Raw genomic sequence first — 15799 nt, 5'->3', positions numbered from 1 at the left:
CTCACCCGGTGACGAGAGACCCACCCGGTCAGGGCATGCCCGGACTGGCCACTGGCAGCCCGATCGCCTTGGCCGCCTCCAGCAGCCGCTCGTCGTACGTGACGAACGCGACGAACTCGGCCGCCGCCTGCCGGGCCAGGATCTCGGCGGTGGCGAGGTGAACGGCGTCCAGGCTGCGCAGCATCGGCTCCGGATACGCGCCCGCTGTCGCCCGGACCGTGGCGTCGATCTCGACCCGGTAGAGACGTCCCAGCACCGAGGGCACACCCACCAGCGCCTGTGGAGCGGCGCGACGCAACGCCCGTGGCACCTCCACCTCGACCAGGGCCGACGACACCAAGGCGGTGCCGGCGCGCTCGTTCAGCCAGCCGAGCAGATCCGCCGTCTCCGCCTCCCGCCGCAGCATCTTGATGACCGCCGCCGAGTCGAGGTAGATCACCAGCGCTCCTCGTCGCGCGCCTCGACCAGCGCGGCCGCCGCGTCCACCGTGGGATCCCCGAGCACCGGCGGCATCGGGACCGGGCCGGTCGTGGTCGGGGCCGTGGCCCGGCCCTCGGCCACCAACCGGCCGAGAAGCGCGTCACCGGCCAGCACCGGGACGAGGCGGGCGATCGGCTCACCCCGATCGGTCACCTCGACCGTCTCACCGGCGCGCACCCGCGCCAGCACCCGGCTGGTGTGCTGATTCAGCTCCCGGACGGCGATCTGCTCCATGAGGCAAGTGTAGGACGTAACGTTCTACGCGTCACGGACGGCGGTCGACTCGAAACGCCACTGCGGGAAGCGGAGCGCTGGCGCCGCCCGCCTACGCTCTCGGCGTGCCAGTCGTATCGCCGCCGCCCACCCCCGTACGCGTGGCCGGCGCCCGCTCCGCCCTCTGGTCCCTCACCATGACCGCCGTGCTCGTCGGCTTCGGCCTCGCCGTGATCGTGGTCAGCGCGGTGGTCGCCCACCTCACCGTGGGACTGCCGATCGCGGTGCCGATCTCCGTCGCCCTGGTCGGGTGCCTCGCCTTCGCGGTCGGCCTGCGCCTGCTGCACCGGGGCTGGTGGCTGACCCTGCTGTCGGTGCTGCCTGCGCTGTTCGTGCTGGTGGGCACCGTGCAGCTCGCCCCGGAGTCGGTGCTTCGGGAGCGTGGCGTCGCCCAGCAGGTGACCATCACCGACGTGCAGACCGTCGGCAAGCGGCACGAGTTCGTCCTCCAGGGCGGCACCGGCCGGCTCGACGAGCCGCTGGTCTACCGGGGCAGTTCCCCCGGCTACCGGGTCGGCCAGCGACTGACAGTGCTCGTCGACCCGCGGGGCGAGGTGGAACTGGCCGACGCGCAGGACGTGGACCCGGCCGGTAAGCGGGGCATGCTCGTGCTCGGCGCGGCGGGATGGACCCTGCTCGCGCTGGTCGGCGGGTGGCGCGGGCACGTCAGCCGGGCCCGTGGCCGCGCCGCCACGGCACCGCCCGTGGTGTTCTGACCGGCGGCGCCGCTAGGCGTCGTAGTCGACAGTGAGTTCGTCGGTGACCGGGCTGGACTGGCAGGTCAGCACGTAACCGGCTGCCACCTCGTCGGGCTCCAGCGCGTAGTTGCGCGCCATCGTCACCTCACCTGAGGTCACCTTGGCCCGGCAGGTCGAACACACGCCGCCCTTGCAGGCGTACGGCAACTCGCCGCGCACCCGCAGAGCCGCGTCGAGCACCCGCTCGTCCCGGCCCATCGTGAAACTGGACGAGCGGCCGTCCAGCAGGATCGTCACCTCGGTGCCGGCCCCGGGCCGGTCGGTCTCGCGCCGGACCGGCTCCGGCGGGGCGTCGACGTGGAACAGCTCGGTGTGCACCGCCGCGTCCGGCACGCCGCGACCCGCGAGCACCGCCTTGGCGTCCACCACCATGCCGTACGGGCCGCAGAGGAACCACTCCTCGATCTCGTCACCGGGTACGACGGTGTCGAGCAGCCGGGTCAGCCGGTCGGCGTCGATCCGCCCGGACAGCAGCGCCGACTCGCCCATCTCCCGGGACAGCACGTGCACCAGGTGCAGCCGGGTCGGGTAGCGGTCCTTCAGGTCGGCCAGTTCCTCGGCGAACATCACCGAGTTCGCCGTGCGGTTGCCGTACACGAGCGTGAACGTGCTGCGCGGCTCGGTCGCCAGCGCGGTCGCGGCCAGCCCGAGGACCGGGGTGATGCCGGAACCGGCGACCACCGCGCCGTACCGGCGGGCCCGGTCCGGGGTGAACGCGGAGGTGAAGTGGCCCAGCGGCGGCAGCACCTCGACGGTGTCGCCGCCGCGCAGCGCGCCGCAGGCGTACGCGGAGAACGCCCCACCCGGAACCTCACGCACCCCGACCCGCAACCGGCCGTGCCGGGCCAGCTCGTCGGGGGTGGAGCAGATCGAGTACGACCGCCGCACCTCCTCGCCGTCGCCGTCGGCCGGGCGGCGGACGGTGAGGTGCTGCCCGGCGGAGAACGCGAAGGTCTCGCGCAGCTCCTCCGGTACCGCGAACGTGATCGACACCGAGTCGTCGGTGAGCCGGTCCACGGAGGCGACGGGCAGCGGATGGAAGACCGGCCGGCGGCGCACCGGCCGGGTGATGGTGACAGTCACAGCGCCTTCAGGTGGTCGAAGGGTTCGGAACAGGAGCGGCAGCGCCACAGCGCCTTGCACGCGGTGGAGCCGAAGCGGCTGATCTGGGTGGTCTCCGGCGACCCGCAGCGCGGACAGCGTACGGCGAGGGTCAGCGGCACCACCGTGTCGTCGCCGCGCGGCGCGGGCGGGGCGATGCCGGCGGCGGCGAGCTTGGCCCGGCCGGCCTCGGAGATCCAGTCGGTGCTCCACGCCGGGTGGTAGACGGTGCGGACCTCGGCGTCCGGGTGCCCGGCGGCGGCCAGCGCCCGGCGGATGTCCTCCCGGATCACGTCCATGGCCGGGCAGCCGGTGTAGGTGGGGGTGATGGTGACGACGACCCGGCCGGTGTCCGGTTCCTCGTCGACAGCGCGCAGGATGCCCAGCTCGTCGATGGTGATGACGCGGATCTCCGGGTCCACCACCGCCGCCGCGGCCGCCCTGGCGTCGGTCACCAGCGCCACCCTCCGTTCGCGACTGCGGGGCTCCGCTCCGCTGCACTCCTCGCGCTCACCAGCTCGCTCCGGGGTGGGCGCGGTGCAGCACCTGCATCTCGGCGAGCAGGTAGGAGAGGTGCTCGGTGTGCAGGCCGTCCCGGCCGCCACCGGGCGCCCAGCCCGTCTCCGGCCGGATCAGCGTGGCCTCGTCCAGCACGGCGGACACGGCGGCGTCGAAGTCGGCCCGAAGGGTGGACGGGTCGACCGGCGCCGCCGGGTCCGGGGCGAACAGCTCGTGGACGTACGGCCACACCTGGTCGACCGCGTCCTGCATGCGCCGGTGCGACTCCTCGGTGCCGTCGCCGAGCCGCTTCACCCACAGCGAGGCGTGGTCCAGGTGGTACGCCGACTCCTTGCGCGCCTTCGCCCCGACCGCGGCCAGCCGCTCGTCAGCGCAGCCGGCCAGCGCCGTGTAGAGCGGCGACTGGTACGCGGCCAGGAAGAACAGCTTCGCCATGGTCACGCCGAAGTCGCCGTTCGGCAGCTCGACCAGCAGGCAGTTGCGGAACTCGCGGTCGTCGCGAAGGTAGGCCAGGTCGTCCTCGTCGCGGCCCGCGCCCTCCAGCTCGCCCGCGTACGTGAGCAGCAGCCGCGCCGCGCCGAGCTGGTCCAGGGCGATGTTGGCGAGGGCGATGTCCTCCTCCATCTCGGGCGCGCGGGAGGTCCACTCACCGAGGCGCTGCGCGGCGATGAGCGCGTCGTCGCCGACGGCCAGCGTGAAGTCGAACAGGCTCATAGGTGCGCAGCCCCTTCGGGGACCTCGTAGAACGTCGGGTGGCGGTAGACCTTGTCGGCGGCCGGGTCGAAGAACGCGTCCTTCTCGTCCGGGCTGGACGCGGTGATCGCGCTCGCCGGCACCACCCAGATGGAGACGCCCTCCTGGCGGCGGGTGTAGAGATCCCGCGCGTTGCGCAGGGCCAGCTCGGCGTCGGGGGCGTGCAGGCTGCCGACGTGCGTGTGCGACAGGCCACGGCGGGCCCGCACGAAGACCTCCCACAGGGGAGAGGACGCGCTGTTCATGCCGCTACCGCCTTTCGTTCCGCCCGCTTCGCGGCGTACGCCGCGGCGGCCTCCCGTACCCACGCGCCGTCGGCGTGCGCCTTGCGCCGGTGCGCCATGCGCTCCCGGTTGCACGGCCCGTTGCCCTTGATCACCCGCATCAGCTCGTCGTAGTCGGGCTGGGTGTAGTCGTACGCCTGCCGCTCGTCGTTCCAGCGCAGGTCCGGGTCGGGGAGGGTGAGGCCGAGCACCTCCGCCTGGCCGACGCACATGTCGACGAAGCGCTGGCGCAGCTCGTCGTTGGAGAAACGCTTGATCTTCCAGGCCATGGACTGGGCGCTGTGCGTCGAGTCGCCGTCCGGCGGGCCGAACATGGCCAGTGACGGGTACCACCAGCGGTCCACCGCGTCCTGGGCCATCGCCTTCTGCGCCGGGGTGCCGTGCGCCAGCGTGTGCAGGATCTCGTAGCCCTGCCGCTGGTGGAACGACTCCTCCTTGCAGACCCGGATCATCGCCCGGGCGTACGGGCCGTAGGAGCAGCGGCACAGCGGCACCTGGTTGACGATCGCCGCGCCGTCCACGAGCCAGCCGATCGCACCCACGTCGGCCCAGGTCAGGGTCGGGTAGTTGAAGATCGAGCTGTACTTCTGCCGGCCGTCGAGCAGCAGATCCACCAGCTCGTCGCGGCTGATCCCGAGCGTCTCGGCGGCCGCGTAGAGGTAGAGGCCGTGACCGGCCTCGTCCTGCACCTTGGCCAGCAGGATCGCCTTGCGCTTGAGCGAGGGCGCCCGGCTGATCCAGTTGCCCTCCGGCTGCATACCGATGATCTCGGAGTGGGCGTGCTGGGCGATCTGCCGGATCAGCGTCCTGCGGTACGCCTCGGGCATCCAGTCGCGGGGTTCGATCTTCTGGTCCGCGTTGATGACGTCGGCGAAGTACGCCTCGACGTCCTCGTCCGGGGCCGGACCACCGCGCCGGGCGCGCGCCGCCGCCTCGCGCAGCGCCGCCTCCGCCGCCTCCACCTCGCCGAGCAGGCCGCCGCCCGGAGCGTCCTCCGGCGGGGCGAAGTCGTTGCCATACATGCAGCCAGTGTTACAGCTCGCCACGAATGACACCAGAGGGTGTAACAGGTTTCGAGGGCCACCTCGCGTCACCGGACGTGCGCACGCCGCCATCGGCCCTGGTGGCTGTGATGTCGATCACTGCGAATCGCAGAAATCCCCCAAGAGCGGCAAAGCCGCTCAATATCCCGCCCACCCGGCAAAGTCACGGGTGTCGAGACCTGGCATCCGCGCTGTCCGGAAGTAGACTTCCGACCGGCAAACCGTTCGGCTTCATGATCGTCACCGTTCAGGCCACCGTCCCCCGGCCTAGTGGCGACCGGGCCGAACCCATGCGGAAGCGCCGGTCCCCCCGGCCAGACATCTGGAGCTCACCACTCATGCGACCTCGCGTGACCTTGGTGCTCGCCATCGTGGCGGTCCTCATCGGCGGCGTCATGCTGGTGCCGGCCGCGTACGCGAAGCTCTCCGGCGGAGACGGCGCGGGCGGCCTCGGCGGCGGCGAGCAGGTCCCGGCGCCGGCACCGACCGCGCCGGCGCCCCCGACGCTCGCCGACGCCCCGGTGTCGGTGAACTTCAAGGGTGAGTTCTTCTCCTGGGCCCTGATGGACCGCGAGACCGGCACCGTCACCGGCGCGAAGAACATGAACCAGACCAGCTCCACCGAGTCGATGCTCAAGGCCTGGATCATCGCGGACTACCTTCGCCAGCTCGGCGACAAGCAGCCGAGCGCCGGGCTCAAGAAGGCGGCGATCCTGGCGATCCGGGACAGCGACGACGACGGCGCGAACGCGGTGTACCGGGCGGCGGGCGGTTCCTACAAGCCCCAGCCGGGCGGCCGGCCCGACCCGGTCATCGCGCGGGCGATCCAGATCTGCGGCCTGACCGACACCAGGCCCGGCAGCGTGCCCGACTACAAGGGCTGGTGGAGCTTCACCGAGATGTCCCCCCGGGACGCGGCCCGCCTCGGCGACTGCATCGCCGACGGCCGCGCCGCCGGCCCCAAGTGGACCAAGTGGCTGCTCAGCGAGATGACCAAGGTGGCCGGCAGCGTCAGCAAGCAGGGCGCGCGGTCCGGCGGCGGCCGGTGGGGCATCATCGACGGCCTGCCGGCGACGATCAAGTCGCAGGGCCCGGTGCACATGAAGAACGGCTGGACGCAGCTCGCCTACGACGGCAACTGGCACGTCAGCTGCCTGGCGTTCACCGACAAGTGGAGTCTCTCCGTGATGATGCGGTACCCGGGCAGCTCCGGTCTGCCGTACGGTGCGAAGATGTGCGCCGCCGTCGCCACCCAGCTCGTGGCGCCGCAGCCCGGCGCCGCGCTCAAGGTGCCGCAACAGCCGGTCGGGAAGCTCTGATGGCCGGTGCCCGGCGTCGGCCCGGCAGCTACCGGCGCCCGCTCGCGTTCAGCGCCCTGGCTGCGGCCCTCGTCGGCCTGCTCGGCCTCTCCCTGCGTGTGATCCCCGGCTCCCCGCTGGAGGCCACCGCGAACTCGCATCCCGAGCCGACGAGCGAACGGTCCACGCAGCAGTCCGTCGACCGCAACGCGCCGCGTGTCGCCCCCTCACCGTCGATCGCCCCGCTGCCGTTCCAGGCGAAGAACCTGGACAGCCTCAAGATCAAGGGCTGGTACGCCTGGTCCGTCCTGGACAAGCGCACCGGGAAGATCATCGGCTCGGCGAACATGGGCGAGACGAGCACCACCGCGTCCCTGATCAAGTCCTGGGTGGTGGCCGACTACCTGCGCCTGAGCGCCGCGGAAGGCCGGACGCCGAGCGACGCGAAGCTGGCCGACGCCACGAAGATCATCCGGGACAGCGACAACACCCGGGCGCAGGAGTTCTACGAGAACGTCGGCGGCTCGGACTCGATCGAGCGGCTGATCTCGATCTGCAGGCTGACCGACAGCGAGGTCGCCTCCGACGGCGGCTGGAGCCGCACCGAGCTGTCCCCTCGGGACACCGCGCGCCTCGGTCTCTGCATCGACGACGGTCGGGCGGCCGGGCCGAAGTGGACCAAGTGGCTGCTCAACGAGATGCGCCAGGTACGCGCCCCCGGCGACTTCGGCATCCGCAAGGCGTTCCCGGCGGCCCAGCAGAAGAAGATCGCCATCAAGAACGGGTGGATCGACCGGGACAAGGAAGAGGAGTACCACGTCAACTGCCTGGCCATCGGCGACACCTGGACGATGGGCGTGATGCTGCGCACCCCGTTCGGCGTCGAAGGCGGCTGGGAGTACGGCATGGACGCCTGCGAACGGATCACCAAGGCGCTGCTGCGCCCCGCGACCTGACCCAGGCACGCCCGGCCTGACTCCGCGCGGCCGGCCCTCGCGCGGCCCGCGCGGCCATCCCTCTCGGTCAGCCCTGGAAGAACTCCGGGCCGCCGGCCGGCAGCGCCGGCACCTCCCCGTGCGCGGCCGCCCGGCGGGCGAACTCGCGCAGCCCGGCCACCTGCCGCTCGCCCAGCGAGAAGTCGAGCGCCCGGAAGTACGTGGCGAGCGTGGCCGCGTCGAACGTCTCCCAGCGGGCCGCCGCCTCCGCCACCTGGTCCAGCTCGGCCAGGCACAGGTCGCGCGAGCGCAGGAACGCCTCGTGCACCTCCTTGACCAGGCCCGGGTGGGCGGCGGCGAACTCGCGGCGTACCGCCCAGACGGCGAACACCATCGGCAGGCCGGTCCAGTCGTGCCACGCCTGCCCCAGGTCGGTCACCTCGAGGCCCTTGGCCGGCGCCTCGTAGAGCGCGCGCAGCGCCACGTCGCCGATGAGCACTCCGGCGTCGGCCTCCAGCAGCATCTGGGTCAGGTCCGGCGGGCAGCGGAAGTACTCCGGGCGCACGCCGTGCCGCTCGGCGAGCAGCAGCTGGGCCAGCAGCACCCCGGTACGCGAGGTGGAGCCGAGCGCCACCCGGGCGCCGTCCAGCTCGCCCAGCGGGCGGGTGGACACCACGTTCACCGAGAGCACCGGCCCGTCGCTGCCGACCGCCAGGTCGGGCAGGAGCAGCAGGTCGTCGGCGTGCTTGAGGAACTCCACCAGCGTGATCGGGCCGATGTCCAGGTCACCGGCGACCAGGTCGGCGCTCAGCCGGTCCGGCGAGTCCTTGTGCAGGTCGACGTCGATCAGCGCGCCGGACCGCATCAGCCCCCAGTAGATGGGCAGGCAGTTGAGGAACTGGATGTGCCCCACCCGGGGGCGGGCGATGCGGTCGGCCATGACCCGACCGTATCGCCGTGGCTTCCGCCGCGCCGCCGGGGGATCCGATCGAGTGGTGAACTCCGCACCCGGCGGGAAGGAAGGGCCCCTTGTTAACGCCTCCGGTAGAGGAAGGGCCCCTTCTTAACACCAGCGGTCAGACGGACTTCGCCACCACGGAGACGGCGGCAGGCGTGGCCGTACGGGCGGCGGCGCGCTCGGCGCGTACCGCGCGGCGAACCGGCCCGAGCAGCGCCACCACGACCAGCAGGCCGGCCACGCCGCAGCCGGCGATCAGGACGCGCGGGCCGGCCACCTCCAGCAGCAGGCCCCCGACCAGGTAGCCGCCCATCGCCGCCCCCTGCGCCGCCGCTCCGAAGACCGCGAACGCCCGACCCCGGGACGCCTCGGGCACCCGCCGGGCCAGCAGCAACTGGTCGAAGACGTTGTTGCCACCGTTTGCCACGCCGCCCGCCAGCCAGATGGGCACGAGCAGCCAGGCCGAGGGCACCGCGGCCGAGACGAGCACCGCCAGGCAGCAGCCGCCGAGCAGCACCAGCCCGGCCCCGAGCAGCGCGCCGTCGTCGGCGAGCCGGCGGGCGACCCGGGCGAACAGCCACGCGCCGAGCACGATGCCGAGCGTCCAGGAGCCGGTGACCAGGCCGTACACGGTGGTGCTGCTGCCGAGCGTCTCCCGGATGAAGAAGACCTCGATCACGTTCACCGCGCCGACCGCGCCAATCACGGCGGCCACGCTGCCGACCATCACCGTCAGCAGCGGGTCGCGGCGCAGCCGCCACGCGGGCGCGACCGCCGCGGCGACCGCGGCCGGCGTCCGGCGCCCTCCCCTGCGGGTACGGATGAGCAGCCCGGCCGCCACCAGCGCGAGGTAGCTGAACGCGTCGACGAGCAGCGGCACCCGGGTGCCGAACTGCCCGACGAGCAGCCCGGCCAGCGCCGGACCGGCGAGCGCGCCGAGCGTCCCGGCGGTCTGGTTGAGCGCGCCCGCCCGGGGCAGGTCCTCGGGCCGGACCATCACCGGCACCAGCGCGGCGATCGCCGGCTGGGTGACCGCGAGCCCGGTCGCGAGCAGCGCCACGAGTGCGATCACCAGCACCGGATCCCGCGCGTACGCGAGGGCCAGGCAGACCGCGGCCTGCGCGAGACCGGCGGCGACGAGCAGCAGCCGGCTGTCCACCCGGTCGGCGAGCCGGCCGGTCAGCGGCGCGAGCACCACGAGCGGCAACGTCGCGGCGAGCAGCAGCCCGGAGACGGCGAGTCCGCCGGCGCCGGCGGACTGGAGGGCGAGCGTGAGCGTGGCCGCGGCGAGGAAGTCCCCGCAACTGGAGATGCCGCGCGCGGTGGCCGCGAGCCAGACGTCCGGCCAGCGCGACTCGTCAGTTGTGAAGGACATGCTTCGAAAGTAATCCTTCACAAATGACGCGCGCAACCCCCTCAGTCGACGGGCATCGCCCGGTACTGCGTCGCCACCGGCCGGACCCCGGCCGGCGGATCGGTCCGGGTCCGCCGCCGGTACGGCTCCATCAGCGCCTGGATCGCCTGGTTCAGCTCGGTCAGCTCCTCGGCGGTCATGAGCAGCATGCTGTCGCTGAACCAGGTCGCCGCGTACCACTCCGGCGACTCGTCCGGCGCGCGGCGCAACCAGTCCCGGACCCGCTGGGCGTCGCGGACCATGTGCGCCTCGACCAGGGCCGCCTCGGCGGCACGCGCCTCCGGGTCGGCGTCCGGCCCCACCTCGACGTGGTACGACGGATTCACCGCCTGCCAGAGCCGCTCCCGGGCGTCACCCCGCCCGGGTGCCTGCTGGACCAGCCCGAACTTCGCCAGCTCGCGCAGGTGATAGCTGGTGGCGCTCGGCGAGAGGCCGGCGATCTCGGCGCACTCGGTGGCCGTCGCACCGCCCTCCAGCGTGCCGAGATGTTCCATGATCGCCATGCGGGCCGGGTGAGCGAGTGCCCGCATCACCTGCGGATCACTGATCGTCACCCGGCTCCGGCCGGGAAGCGCCTCGGTCATGCCTCAATGATCCCGCGTCGGCGGACGCCGGGATCCAGCGGTGGAACCATCGGATTCAGGCGACCTTGAGCTGCTCGTCGCCGAAGTCGGCGATCAACTTGAGGGTGCCGCCGAGCGCACCGATGTAGCGCGCGAGCACCTCCTGGGTCGCGACGTTGCCCGCCTCGATCTGCGAGACCCGGGCGACCGAGACACCCATCCTCGACGCCACCTGCTCCTGCGTCATCTCCCGCCGCTTGCGCAGCTCGGCGAGCCGCCACCCACGCGCCTGATCGAGCATCTCCCCGACCTCGGCCTCGAACGCGCGCGGGCCGCCGGCAGTGTCGATCGCCCAGTCCAGGTGGGTGGTGTCACGCCAGCGCTTGACGCCGCTCATCGGTTCTCCTCCTGCCGTTCCTTCAGGTACGTGTCGTACAGCTGCTCCGCCTCCGGTATGGCTTCGCGGTACCACCGTGTCCACTGCCCGGACTTGTCGCCGGCGACCAGCAGCACCGCTGAGCGCCATGGATCGAAGACGAACAGGATCCTGATCTCGGTGCGCCCCGCCGACGGCGGTCGCAGCTCCTTGAGGTTGCTCAGACGCGAGGCGGTGATGCTGTCGACGAGAGGTCGCCCCTCGGCGGGCCCGTTGCGTTCCAGCACCAGGATGGCCTGGTTGACGAGGCGATGGGAGTCGCGGTCGAGGACGTAGAGCTGATCGAGGAACTCCTCCACCTGCCCTGTCATCAGGATCTCCCACTCCATCCCCCACCTCCGGACTTAATAATATTATTAAGGTGGAGGCCGGGTCGAGCGAAACGCCAGCCATCCCGAAAATCGTTGGCGTGACCGGCCGGTGCTCCCGTAGCGTGGAGGACCGCCCGACGGCCGCGGTGAGCATGCACCGCAGCGGACGTCCCCGCGCCGGGAGCAGGCCAACCGCCCCGGACACGCGAGCGAGCCTCAGTTGAGCCATCGGAGTTCATCGTGCCCGCAACCGACCTTGACGCCACACCGAGCCTCGACGCCGAACTGGCCGCCGAGCGTGCCCACCTCGACGCCTCCCGCGCCGCGCTGACCCGGATGCGGGAACGCGCCGAGGCGCTCTTCTCCACCGGCGACAAGGTGGCCGGAGACTCGTACACCGCCGAGCAGCTCGGCCGGCACATGGCCCGGCGGGTCAAGGAGCTGGCCGACGACCCGACCACCCCGCTGTTCTTCGGCCGCCTGGACTTCGGCGGCGACGACCCGGACCACGCCGGGCGGGAGTACCACGTCGGGCGGCGGCACGTCACCGACGAGCTGGGCGAACCGCTGGTGCTGGACTGGCGGGCCCCGGTCTCCCGGTCCTTCTACCGGGCGAGCGCGCGCGACCCGCAGGGTGTCGCCGTACGCCGCCGGTTCGGGTTCAGCGCCGGGACGCTGACCAGCTTCGAGGACGAGCACCTGGACCGGGGCGAGGAACTCGGCACCGCCAGCCGCATCCTCACCGCCGAGATCGAGCGCCCCCGCGTCGGCCCGATGCGCGACATCGTCGCCACCATCCAGCCGGAGCAGGACGAGCTGGTCCGGGCCGATCTGACCGACTCGATCTGCGTGCAGGGCGCGCCCGGCACCGGGAAGACGGCGGTCGGGCTGCACCGCGCCGCGTACCTGCTCTATCTGCACCGGGAACGGCTGCGCCGCTCGGGCGTGCTGATCGTCGGGCCGAACCGGGCGTTCCTGTCGTACATCGCGGCGGTGCTGCCCGCGCTCGGTGAGGTCGAGGTCGAGCAGGCCACAGTGGAGGACCTGGTCGCGCGGGTGCCGGTCCGCGCGGTCGACGACCCGGCCGCCGCCGCGCTCAAGCACGACGTCCGGATGGCCGAGGTGCTGCGCCGGGCCGTCGAGGCCCACATCGGTACGCCGACCGAGCCGATCATGGTGTCGGACGGCTCGTACCGGTGGCGGATCGGGCTGGACCCGCTGCACCGGCTGGTCACCGAGACCCGCGGGGAAGGGCTGCCCTACGCCACCGGCCGGGAGCGGGTCCGGGCGCGGGTGGTGGGGCTGCTGCAACGCCAGGCGGAGGCGCGCCGGGCGGAGTCACCGAGCGACGCCTGGCTGCGCCGGATGAGCCGGATCAAGCCGGTCACCGACCTGCTCGACGCGGTCTGGCCGGCGCTCACCCCGGACGGGCTGGTGCACCGGCTGCGCACCGACGCCGACGCGCTCGCCGCCGCCGCGGACGGTCTGCTCACGCCCGAGGAGCAGGAGCTGTTCCGCTCCGGCAAGATCAGCCGCACCGCGAAGGCGACCCGGTGGACCGCCGCCGACGCGGTACTCATCGACGAGGTGGCCGGGCTGCTGGAACGGCCCGCCGGCTTCGGGCACGTGGTGGTCGACGAGGCGCAGGACCTCTCCCCGATGCAGTGCCGGGCCATCGCCCGGCGCAGCGAGCACGGCTCGATCACGCTGCTCGGCGACCTGGCCCAGGGCACCGCGCCGTGGGCGGCCACCGACTGGCGGGACTCCCTGGCCCACCTGGGCAAGCCGGACGCGGCAGTGGTGCCGCTGAGCGTGGGCTTCCGGGTGCCCGCCGCCGTGGTGGCGTTCGCGAACCGGCTGCTGCCGGCGCTCGCCGTCGACGTACCCCCGGCCCGGTCGCTCCGCAACGACGGCGCGCTCGATGTGCGTACCGCCGAGGACCTGACGGCCGCGACGGTGGCCGAGGTGCGGGCGGCGCTCGCGCACGACGGCTCGGTCGGTGTGATCGCGGCGGACGACGCGGTCGACCGGCTCCGCGCGGCGCTCGCCGACGCGGGCGTCGAGACCGCTACGGCCGACGACGTCGAGGCCGCGGCGCGCGTCACTGTGGTCCCGGCGACGCTGGTCAAGGGCCTGGAGTACGACCACGTGGTGGTCGTCGAGCCGGCTGCGATCGTGGCCGCCGAGCCGCGTGGGCTGCACCGCCTCTACGTGGTGCTGACCCGGGCGGTCTCCCGCCTGGCCGTGCTGCACCGCGAGCCGCTGCCCGCGCCGCTGACCGCCTGACGAGGAGGCCCGGCCGCGCGGACGTGGACGGCCCGGCCGCCCGGACGTGGCCGGCCGACCGCGGTCCTGGACGGCCCGGCCGCCGTCGCGGCGAGTGGGTCCGGTCAGGCGGACAGCGCGGCGGCGACCTCGCGCAGCGGACGGCCGGACTCGGCGATCGGCACGGTGAACGACAACCAGGAGCCGTCGGTGAAGTCGATCCGCAGCCGCTTCGGGTTGAGCCGGTGCCAGCCCACCCGCGCGGAGGCGATCTCGCCGCGCGCGGCCGACCACGCCACGGCGGTCTCGGTCAGAGCGCGTTCCTCGGCCTCGCGCCCGGCGAGCAGCTTGACCCCGCCGGTGCGGCAGGCCAGCAACCGCCGCTCGGTGACCGCGAGCAGCGTCTCCCGGACCTGGAGGTCGGGCCGGGGCGGGCGGAGCGCGCGATGTAGGCGGGAGGCGGCGGTGCCGGGGGCGCCGCGTCCGGCGATCCCCCAGCCGATCGCGTCGACCAGGCGGTCGCCGCGGTCCCAGGTGGCCAGTGGCAGCAGCACGTTGAGCAGCACCGAGCCGATCGTCCGCCGGCTCGGCTCGGCAGTGGACTCCGGCTCGAGCGGCGGCGCCGGAGCGAGCCCCTGGCCGACGTCGGCCTTGGCGTGGGCCAGGACACGCTCGCCCGGCTCGACGAGCATGCCGATCCGGTCGCGGTATCTGGTCTCGTCCATCGGCTCAGTATCGGTCGTGGCCGTAGCCGTCGTCGGCGGGGCGCTCCGCACCCGGCGCGTTGCCCATCACCTCGCCGACGATCTCGCGTACGCGGGCGGCGGCGGCCTCCTGCGCCCGGTTCGCCGCCGAGGTGATCTCCTCGGCGAGCGTGTACGAGTCGAAACGCATGGCCCGTGCGTTGATGTCGGTGGAGAGGATCTTGCCGTCGGCCGCGGCCACGACAGTGACCAGGCCGGAGTCGCTCACCCCCTCGGCGCTGCTCTGCTCCAGCTCGGCCATCCGCGCGCCGAGTTCGCGCTGCCACCCGTCCAGGTTGCGGGCCAGCGCCTCGATCCGGTCCAGGGCCGGGAACGTCATTGCTGCCTCTCAGTTCACGATCGAGTCGAACACGTTCTGCACGCCGTTGGTGTACGGGCCGAGATCCTCGCGGTACGTGCCGTCCACCAGGTAATTGCGGTCCTTGCGCCCGTCGGAGACGTCGTGCAGGCCCATCCCGGTGTCGAGCAGGGCACCACCGATGCCCGGGATGTTCACCGGGGACGCCTGGTTGATGGCGAACTTGCCGGGGAAGAGGATCGCAGCGCGTTTGATCTTGAACGCGAACGCCTCCCTGGTGTAGCCGGACTTGTTCCACGCCCGGTACGCCTTCTTGGCCTGCCGCAGCTCCAGCACCACCCGGCGGTAGCGCATGAGAAGCTCGGCGACCTTCTCCAGCTTGGTGACCAGCTTGGTGAGGATCTCCGCGAACCGGGCCACGATCTTGACCATGCGGCCGACGGTGGTGGCCAGCCGGGCCAGCACGCGCACCACAGTGGCCGCCAGTGTCACACCGGCGCTCAACACGGCCGCCACGGCGGCGATGATGACCTCGGTCAGGAACCAGAGCAGGAACTCCAGAATCAGCTCGACCAGCAGGTTGAAGGCGTCCACAGCGGCGTTCGCCGCATCGACCAGCACCTCCTTGGTGCCGTCCAGGCCTTTCGCCAGCTCCTCGATCGCCTCCTCGACCGACTCCATCGAGGCGTGGAACTTGTCCGCCGCGTCGCCGTCCCAGGCACCGCGCAGCCGGGCCCGGTCGGCGACCTGGTCCCCGGCGATCCGCCGGACCGCCTCCCCGGTGGTCAGCGCGAGCTGGGCCGCCCGCATCAGATCGTCCGGCTCACCGGCGACCAGTTCCAGGAGCTGCTCGAACGGCCACAGCACCGCGTTCGACAGCGGCTTGAACGGGTCGGGCGTGCCCGACACGATCTGCTCGAAGTAGGTCTTGTTGCGCTGCAGCGCCTCGGTGCTCATCCCGCCCCCTCAGACGCCCGGCTTGAACATGTCGGTGTTCGCCACGTCCGTGCCGGTGTAGGCCTCTGCGGTGTCGTCGAGCCCTTCGGCGATGTCGGCCATCACCTCGGCTCCGTCCGCCAGCCCTTCCAGGCACGCCTCGAACTGCTGCTCGTACGCGGCGGCGAGGCTGAACGACGCGGGCATCACGCCGAAGGAGTGCCGGGCCACGTGGCCGTCGCGGAACGCCCGCTCCAGCTCGCGGAACCGGCCGGCCCGGTCCCGGGAGGCGGCGGCGAACGACCTCAGCGCCTCCGGCTGGACGTCGAGATTCCTGCTCGGACTGGTCACGGACCCTCCCCAGTGTCCGGTCGGAACTTCCACCGTCGTCGACGGCGCCACCAGACTAG

Annotated in this window: 20 protein-coding genes; 4 read left to right on the top strand and 16 right to left on the bottom strand. The window is 72.5% G+C overall.

What is annotated here, in order from left to right; genetic code table 11:
• Window positions 1-28: 28 nt before the first annotated feature.
• Both ML5_RS01860 and ML5_RS01855 read right to left on the bottom strand, forming a co-directional pair.
• Window positions 29-439, bottom strand: a complete 411-nt coding sequence (locus tag ML5_RS01860; protein ID WP_013473551.1) for a type II toxin-antitoxin system VapC family toxin — start codon at window positions 437-439, stop codon at window positions 29-31.
• Window positions 436-714, bottom strand: a complete 279-nt coding sequence (locus ML5_RS01855) for a type II toxin-antitoxin system Phd/YefM family antitoxin (RefSeq protein ID WP_013283593.1) — start codon at window positions 712-714, stop codon at window positions 436-438. Before ML5_RS01855 ends, ML5_RS01860 begins: the two co-directional genes overlap by 4 nt.
• Before the next feature lie 104 nt (window positions 715-818).
• Here ML5_RS01855 and ML5_RS01850 point away from each other — a divergent pair, with 104 nt between their 5' ends.
• Complete coding sequence (locus ML5_RS01850; protein ID WP_143766922.1) at window positions 819-1469, top strand: hypothetical protein; 651 nt, start codon at window positions 819-821, stop codon at window positions 1467-1469.
• A gap of 12 nt (window positions 1470-1481) precedes the next feature.
• On the opposite strand, the gene paaE is transcribed toward ML5_RS01850, so the two are convergent.
• Genes paaE through paaA form a run of 5 tightly spaced genes read right to left on the bottom strand, consistent with a single transcriptional unit; the run spans window position 1482 to window position 5190 of the window.
• Window positions 1482-2594, bottom strand: a complete 1113-nt coding sequence (paaE, locus tag ML5_RS01845; RefSeq protein ID WP_013473549.1) for a 1,2-phenylacetyl-CoA epoxidase subunit PaaE — start codon at window positions 2592-2594, stop codon at window positions 1482-1484.
• Complete coding sequence (gene paaD / locus ML5_RS01840) at window positions 2591-3067, bottom strand: 1,2-phenylacetyl-CoA epoxidase subunit PaaD (protein ID WP_013283590.1); 477 nt, start codon at window positions 3065-3067, stop codon at window positions 2591-2593. The genes paaE and paaD overlap by 4 nt, the downstream gene beginning before the upstream one ends.
• Before the next feature lie 55 nt (window positions 3068-3122).
• On the bottom strand, window positions 3123-3845 hold the full coding sequence (paaC, locus tag ML5_RS01835; RefSeq protein WP_013473548.1) for a 1,2-phenylacetyl-CoA epoxidase subunit PaaC: 723 nt from the start codon (window positions 3843-3845) through the stop codon (window positions 3123-3125).
• A complete protein-coding gene (gene paaB / locus ML5_RS01830) occupies window positions 3842-4129 on the bottom strand; it encodes a 1,2-phenylacetyl-CoA epoxidase subunit PaaB (RefSeq protein ID WP_013283588.1) in 288 nt (95 codons plus the stop codon). Before paaB ends, paaC begins: the two co-directional genes overlap by 4 nt.
• Window positions 4126-5190 (bottom strand): 1,2-phenylacetyl-CoA epoxidase subunit PaaA, encoded by a 1065-nt coding sequence (paaA, locus tag ML5_RS01825; protein WP_013283587.1) that lies wholly within the window; start codon window positions 5188-5190, stop codon window positions 4126-4128. The genes paaB and paaA overlap by 4 nt, the downstream gene beginning before the upstream one ends.
• A gap of 359 nt (window positions 5191-5549) precedes the next feature.
• Here paaA and ML5_RS01820 point away from each other — a divergent pair, with 359 nt between their 5' ends.
• On the top strand, window positions 5550-6530 hold the full coding sequence (locus ML5_RS01820) for a hypothetical protein (RefSeq protein ID WP_013473547.1): 981 nt from the start codon (window positions 5550-5552) through the stop codon (window positions 6528-6530).
• Window positions 6530-7465: a hypothetical protein gene (locus ML5_RS01815; protein ID WP_013283585.1), complete on the top strand. Its 936-nt coding sequence runs from the start codon at window positions 6530-6532 to the stop codon at window positions 7463-7465. Before ML5_RS01820 ends, ML5_RS01815 begins: the two co-directional genes overlap by 1 nt.
• 67 nt (window positions 7466-7532) lie before the next feature.
• Here ML5_RS01815 and ML5_RS01810 read toward each other — a convergent pair whose 3' ends face one another.
• The 5 genes from ML5_RS01810 to ML5_RS01790 form a co-directional block, all read right to left on the bottom strand.
• Window positions 7533-8384 (bottom strand): menaquinone biosynthetic enzyme MqnA/MqnD family protein, encoded by an 852-nt coding sequence (locus tag ML5_RS01810; RefSeq protein WP_013283584.1) that lies wholly within the window; start codon window positions 8382-8384, stop codon window positions 7533-7535.
• 136 nt (window positions 8385-8520) lie between these two features.
• Window positions 8521-9777 carry an MFS transporter gene (locus ML5_RS01805; protein WP_013473546.1) on the bottom strand — a complete coding sequence of 419 codons (1257 nt, stop codon included), beginning with the start codon at window positions 9775-9777 and terminating at the stop codon, window positions 8521-8523.
• 41 nt (window positions 9778-9818) lie between these two features.
• Window positions 9819-10400: a helix-turn-helix transcriptional regulator gene (locus tag ML5_RS01800; RefSeq protein WP_013473545.1), complete on the bottom strand. Its 582-nt coding sequence runs from the start codon at window positions 10398-10400 to the stop codon at window positions 9819-9821.
• A 55-nt stretch (window positions 10401-10455) separates the two neighbouring features.
• The gene (locus tag ML5_RS01795) at window positions 10456-10776 is read right to left on the bottom strand and encodes a helix-turn-helix transcriptional regulator (protein WP_013473544.1); all 321 of its coding nucleotides are present in this window, start codon (window positions 10774-10776) and stop codon (window positions 10456-10458) included.
• On the bottom strand, window positions 10773-11144 hold the full coding sequence (locus ML5_RS01790) for a type II toxin-antitoxin system RelE/ParE family toxin (RefSeq protein WP_013473543.1): 372 nt from the start codon (window positions 11142-11144) through the stop codon (window positions 10773-10775). The genes ML5_RS01795 and ML5_RS01790 overlap by 4 nt, the downstream gene beginning before the upstream one ends.
• A gap of 222 nt (window positions 11145-11366) precedes the next feature.
• Here ML5_RS01790 and ML5_RS01785 point away from each other — a divergent pair, with 222 nt between their 5' ends.
• The gene (locus ML5_RS01785) at window positions 11367-13412 is read left to right on the top strand and encodes an AAA family ATPase (RefSeq protein ID WP_013283581.1); all 2046 of its coding nucleotides are present in this window, start codon (window positions 11367-11369) and stop codon (window positions 13410-13412) included.
• Between the two features lie 104 nt (window positions 13413-13516).
• Here ML5_RS01785 and ML5_RS01780 read toward each other — a convergent pair whose 3' ends face one another.
• The 4 genes from ML5_RS01780 to ML5_RS01765 are packed head-to-tail and all read right to left on the bottom strand — an operon-like array spanning window position 13517 to window position 15740.
• Window positions 13517-14116 (bottom strand): hypothetical protein, encoded by a 600-nt coding sequence (locus tag ML5_RS01780; protein ID WP_013473542.1) that lies wholly within the window; start codon window positions 14114-14116, stop codon window positions 13517-13519.
• A 4-nt stretch (window positions 14117-14120) separates the two neighbouring features.
• Window positions 14121-14474, bottom strand: coding sequence for a YbaB/EbfC family nucleoid-associated protein (locus ML5_RS01775; protein WP_013283579.1), 354 nt, complete (start codon window positions 14472-14474; stop codon window positions 14121-14123).
• A gap of 9 nt (window positions 14475-14483) precedes the next feature.
• Window positions 14484-15410, bottom strand: coding sequence for a WXG100 family type VII secretion target (locus ML5_RS01770; protein ID WP_013283578.1), 927 nt, complete (start codon window positions 15408-15410; stop codon window positions 14484-14486).
• A gap of 9 nt (window positions 15411-15419) precedes the next feature.
• Window positions 15420-15740 carry a type VII secretion target gene (locus ML5_RS01765; protein WP_013283577.1) on the bottom strand — a complete coding sequence of 107 codons (321 nt, stop codon included), beginning with the start codon at window positions 15738-15740 and terminating at the stop codon, window positions 15420-15422.
• Between the last annotated feature and the right edge of the window lie 59 nt (window positions 15741-15799).

Origin of the sequence: Micromonospora sp. L5, from assembly GCF_000177655.2 — a bacterium.
Lineage (GTDB): Bacteria > Actinomycetota > Actinomycetes > Mycobacteriales > Micromonosporaceae > Micromonospora > Micromonospora aurantiaca.
This window is presented reverse-complemented; position numbering and strand designations above follow the sequence as displayed.